Annotated in this window: 4 protein-coding genes; 3 read left to right on the forward strand and 1 reads right to left on the reverse strand. The window is 57.4% G+C overall.

All coding sequences use genetic code 11. The annotated features are described in order from the left end of the window. From ACUVSA_RS14460 to ACUVSA_RS14470, 3 genes are all read left to right on the forward strand, one after another. Positions 1-2,497, forward strand: a 2,497-nt coding sequence (locus ACUVSA_RS14460; protein ID WP_445895356.1) for an FAD-dependent oxidoreductase, incomplete at its 5' end; no start/stop codon positions are given. A 22-nt stretch (positions 2,498-2,519) separates the two neighbouring features. Continuing rightward, positions 2,520-2,960, forward strand: coding sequence for a hydrogenase iron-sulfur subunit (locus ACUVSA_RS14465; RefSeq protein ID WP_445890621.1), 441 nt, complete (start codon positions 2,520-2,522; stop codon positions 2,958-2,960). A gap of 35 nt (positions 2,961-2,995) precedes the next feature. Continuing rightward, on the forward strand, positions 2,996-3,787 hold the full coding sequence (locus ACUVSA_RS14470) for a 4Fe-4S dicluster domain-containing protein (protein WP_445895357.1): 792 nt from the start codon (positions 2,996-2,998) through the stop codon (positions 3,785-3,787). A 427-nt stretch (positions 3,788-4,214) separates the two neighbouring features. On the opposite strand, the gene ACUVSA_RS14475 is transcribed toward ACUVSA_RS14470, so the two are convergent. Continuing rightward, positions 4,215-4,634, reverse strand: a complete 420-nt coding sequence (locus ACUVSA_RS14475; protein ID WP_445895358.1) for a hypothetical protein — start codon at positions 4,632-4,634, stop codon at positions 4,215-4,217. Between the last annotated feature and the right edge of the window lie 463 nt (positions 4,635-5,097).

The following is a 5,097-nucleotide window of genomic DNA, read 5'->3' on the forward strand; positions in this document are numbered from 1 at the left end:
GGAAAAGACCTTCACCCTGGACGTGGGCGCCGTGATCTTGGCTCCTGGCTTTGAATCGTTTGACCCCAGCGTCTACGACACCTACGGCTACGGGCGTTTGGCCAATGTGATGACGGCCATGGAATTTGAGCGGCTGCTTTCGGCCTCCGGCCCCACCATGGGCCATCTGGTGCGCCCTTCGGACCACAAGGAACCGAAAAAAATCGCGTGGTTGCAGTGCGTGGGATCCCGGGACATTCACCATTGCGACCATGGGTACTGTTCGGCCGTCTGCTGCATGTACGCCATCAAGGAAGCGGTGATTGCCAAGGAACATGCGGGAAAGGACCTGGAGACGGCCATCTTTTACATGGACATGCGCACGCCGGGTAAGGATTTTGAAAGGTACTATGAGAGAGCCCAAAGGGAAAGAGGGGTGCGCTTTATTCGATCGCGTGTGCACAGCGTGGAGCGGGTTCCGGAGACCGATGACCTGGCCATTCAGTATGTCATGGAAGACGGATCGGTGGTGGAAGATGTGTTCAACCTGGTGGTGCTTTCCGTAGGCCTTCAGGTGTCCCAGGACACCGTGAAGCTGGCCGAAACACTGGGCATTGAGATCGGGGACGGGCGCTTTGCGGCCACATCCCCCTTTGAACCCGTTCAGACATCTCGACCGGGTGTGTATGTCTGCGGTGTCTTTCAAGGCCCTAAAGACATTCCGTTATCGGTAATGGAAGCCTCGGCCGCCGCCGCCGATTCCGCGGCCTTGCTGGCTCCGGCTCGAAACACGCTCACCCAAAAACCGCCGATCCTGACCGAAAAGGACGTGACGGCAGAAGAACCCCGCGTAGGCGTGTTTGTGTGCCACTGCGGCGTCAACATTGCTGGGGTCATCGATGTGGAAGCTGTGGCGGAATATGCGAAAACGCTGCCCTCTGTGGTTTATGTGGAGCGTAATCTGTTTACCTGCGCTCAAGGCACCCAGGACAAAATGAAGCAGGTCATCGCGGAACATAACCTGAACCGCGTCGTCGTCGCCGCCTGCTCCCCCAGAACCCATGAACCCCTGTTTCAGGAAACCTTGAAGCAGGCCGGTCTGAACAAATACTTGTTTGAAATGGCCAACATTCGAAACCAGGGTTCCTGGGTGCACATGAACGAGCCGGAAGCCGCCACGGAAAAGGCCAAGGATATGGTCCGCATGGCGGTGGCCAAGGTGACCTTGCAGCAGCCTTTGAGTGAAATTCAGCTGAATGTGACCAAATCGGGCCTGGTGGTGGGCGGCGGCATCGCCGGCATGACCGCAGCCTTAGCCCTGGCCGATCAAGGGTATCCGGTCACTCTCGTGGAACGCAAGGATATGCTGGGCGGCCATGGCCGCAAGCTTTATTCCACCTGGGATGGGCAGCCTTTAGCGCCTTATCTGGATGAACTGATTGCTCGTGTTATGGAACATCCTCAAGTGACGGTGCTGACCAACGCTCTGATTCGCGATGTGCAGGGGTTTGTGGGTAATTTCCACACCGTCGTCGATGTGGGCGGATCCCTGAAAGAAATCGACCACGGTGTGGCCATTTTGGCCATTGGAGCCCATTCACTGAAACCGACGGAATACGGTTACGGGCACAGTGACCGCATTTTCCTCAACCTGGATCTGGATCGGGCCATCAGCGAGGGGGATCCCCGCATTGCCAATGCCAACTCGGCCGTTTTCATTCAGTGCGTGGGATCGCGAGAACCTCAAAGGCCCTATTGCAGTCGCGTATGCTGCAGCCATTCCATTGAAAACGCCCTGCGCCTCAAAAAACTCAACCCGCAAATGGATGTGTACGTTCTTTACCGGGACATTCGCACTTTTGGGCTGCGGGAAAATCTCTACAAGGAAGCCCGTGCCAGAGGCGTGCTCTTCATTCGTTTCGATCTGGACAACAAACCCCAGGTGCAGGTGGCATCGGACGGTTCCCTTACCGTCGCCGTAGTGGATCACGTCCTCAGGCGTCCCATTGTGCTCAAACCCGATATTCTCACCCTGGCGTCCGCCATTGTCATGCGTACGGAAGAGGCCGATGCGTTGGCCAAGATGTTCAAGGTGCCGCTCAATGCCGACGGCTTTTTCCTGGAAGCCCATGCCAAGCTTCGTCCTGTGGATTTCGCTACGGACGGCGTCTTTATCGCGGGATTGGCCCATTACCCTAAGCCGACGGAAGAGTGCATCGCTCAGGCCAAGGCGGCGGCGGCTCGAGCGGCCACCGTGCTGGCCAAGGACTCCATTTTGGCCGGCGGGGTTGCGGCCATCGTGAACAAGAATTTGTGTTGCGGCTGCCAAGGCTGCGTGCAGTGTTGTCCTTTTGGGGCTATTTCCTATCTGGAACAGGAAGCCAAGTGTGAAGTCAATCAGGCTCTATGCAAAGGCTGCGGCACCTGTGCGGCCACTTGCCCATCGGAAGCCATTACGCTGCTGGGATTTTCCCATTTGCAGCTCTATTCGCAAATCGACGAAGCCTTGACCGCTTAGGCCGAAGGCAGGAGACGGAATCATGGCGCAACGCTTTGAACCGAGAATTGTGGCCATTTTGTGCAACTGGTGCAGTTATGCCGGAGCCGACCTGGCAGGGGTCAGCCGTTTTCAGTACCCGCCCAACGTGCGCGTGGTGCGCGTTATGTGCTCGGGCACCGTATCCCCCCACCATGTGCTTCATGCGTTTCAGCGCGGTGCGGACGGCGTCCTTGTGGCTGGATGCCACATTGGAGACTGTCATTACATCAAGGGCAATTATATGACCCTGAAGCGGATGAAGTTCGTTCAGGAACTCATTCGCTTTGCGGGGTACAGCCCGGAACGTTTCCGTCTGGAATGGATCTCATCGGCAGAAGGCATCAAGTTTGCCGAAGTCGTGCGCGATTTTACCGAAAAGGTGCGCGCTTTGGGGCCGGCACCGTCCTTTGAAGCGAGCCCGCGGCTGGCATTGGGATTTTAACGACGACTTTTCGCTCATCGTACAGGATGGATGTCATGAAGACCAAGGTTCGACAATTGCTGGAAGAGGGCCGCGTGGATGCTTTTGTTGCCTATAAGACGGTTCACGGTCTGCCCTTCCCGGCCGTTTTCACCAAAGCCGACATGGACGGCCTGGAAACGTGGCAGCCTTTCAAGGTTCGATACCCCGTCACCAAGCTGCTCTTGGCCCTAGCTCGGCAAAGCCCGGATAAGACTTTCGGGGTTCTGGTGCGCGGTTGTGAAGAAAGATCCCTTTACGAGCTGTTCAAATGGAACCAGCTGCAACCGTCCAAGGTGGTTATTATGGGGCAGGCGTGTCCCCAGGATCTGGCATTTTACTGTGAATGCGCCAAGCCCTACCCGGATCACCTGGATTACGGAGAGGCGCCCAAACCTGTTCAGCAAAGCCGCCGGCTTGAGGAACTGGAAGCCATGCCGGACACGGACAGGCTGGCCTGGTGGCTCGGGCATTTCAATCGCTGCATCCGTTGTTATGGTTGCCGGGATGTGTGCCCCGTGTGCTTCTGCACCGAATGCAGCCTGGAACACAAAGAATTGATCCCTTCGGGAAAACTTCCTCCAGACACTTCTTTTCATCTGGTGCGGGCGGTCCACATGGCAGGTCGATGCATCGACTGCGGCCTATGCGAGGAAACCTGTCCAGCCCACATTCCTCTGCGGGCGCTCTATAAAAAGGTGAACAACCTGGTGGAAGGCATTTTTCAATACAAGACAGGGGTTCCCGACGGCAAATCCCCCTTTACCATGCTCGGCGACGAAAGCTTTCTTCCCCCTGGACCTCGTTAGAAGTGTGCCGAAGCATTCTTTTCACGCGTCCTCTGAAAACCTTTTAGGAAGCGGTGTCGGGGAGCAATCAGGGCCCGCCCTCCGCACCGCTTTCTTCCAGACTCATGGTGTTAGAGCCAGTCAGACGCCGGTGGCTTGGTAGAGACCGAACAGCGGGCATCATGGGTGCCATCGCGGCACCCAAGACCGTCACCTTAATCCAGAGCCAGAATGGCGAGCCAACATGGCACACGGTAGATCTCGACTTCCTGAGATGGGAAGATGTGCGGACCCTGGCGCCGAAACCGTGGGCGCGAGGGCCCACGAAAAGCCGCAGATGAGCTAAATTCTCAAAGACTGTGGGTTTAATGAAGAAGCTCAAGAGCCTGTCGGCGTTGGCTTGGATCGTGTCGATCGTGCAGTGGACGCCCTTGGCGAAAAAGCTGCCCTAGAAGTTGTCCTGGACGCAAGTTTCGGCCTTCCCGTTGTCCGCAAGCAGTGCCTCTAGGTCCTCATCGGAGAGAGGCACCTTGTCGTAGTCGATGATCGCCCGGGCCGCGTGGTGGCACCAGCGCAGCCAATCGTCGGCCAGGACCCGAATGCTTTTGGTCTTGTACCTGTAGGCCACCACAGCCGAACCGGAGAAGGCGTCGAAGACGGATCCCAACCCCTTCGGCGTGTGTCTCCATATCGAGTTTGACCAGCCTCTGCTTCGAGCCGATATCGCTGGTGATGCCGCGCTTCCGGCGACGGCTCCCCGGCGGCTGCCTCCGCCCTGGCCATTGGGCGCCTTGATGTTCAGATCAAGGGCGGCGTCCGTTTCGAGGAGGAACGCCAGCCGGTCACGGTCGGTTGCCAAAAGTTCCATTCGGTTCGTAGGTCTCCACGCGACAAACCCCTGCCTACGTCCCTGCACCCAGCGCGGGGCAGGCAGGCGTTTTAAGCCGGTGAGCGGTCGGCTCGCGCTCGGAGCCAACCCCGAACTCAGGCCGATAGCTGTGCCTACCTGTGCGTGTCCGCACGCAGACAGGTCGCTTGGATACTGAGCGAAGACCGTCGAAAAGTGCCGGAGGGGGGCCATTTCAGGGGACTGTGAAAATACGAAATTCGGACTTGAAAAAGCCGCTCTACTTCCAGGAAGCACCGTAACATTACGCAATGTTTCTCGACGCATGGGTGGACGTATTTGAAAGACAGATTGATGAAAACCACATGGCTGTCAGTCATTGAAGCGGCGCCATACCTGAACATGAGTAGACCGACCGCAAATACTCCAACGCGCCCAAGGAGTGGCGCTGGCAGTGGGTCTTTCCGCAGGAGAACCGTTGGAA

The sequence above is a fragment of the Desulfosoma sp. genome (assembly GCF_052743555.1).

Bases quoted from the DNA above. Each gene is read 5' to 3' on its own strand.
- ACUVSA_RS14465 (WP_445890621.1), top strand. From the start codon at position 2,520: ATGGCGCAACGCTTTGAACCGAGAATTGTGGCCATTTTGTGCAACTGG.
- ACUVSA_RS14470 (WP_445895357.1), top strand. From the start codon at position 2,996: ATGAAGACCAAGGTTCGACAATTGCTGGAAGAGGGCCGCGTGGATGCT.
- ACUVSA_RS14475 (WP_445895358.1), bottom strand. From the start codon at position 4,634: ATGGAACTTTTGGCAACCGACCGTGACCGGCTGGCGTTCCTCCTCGAA.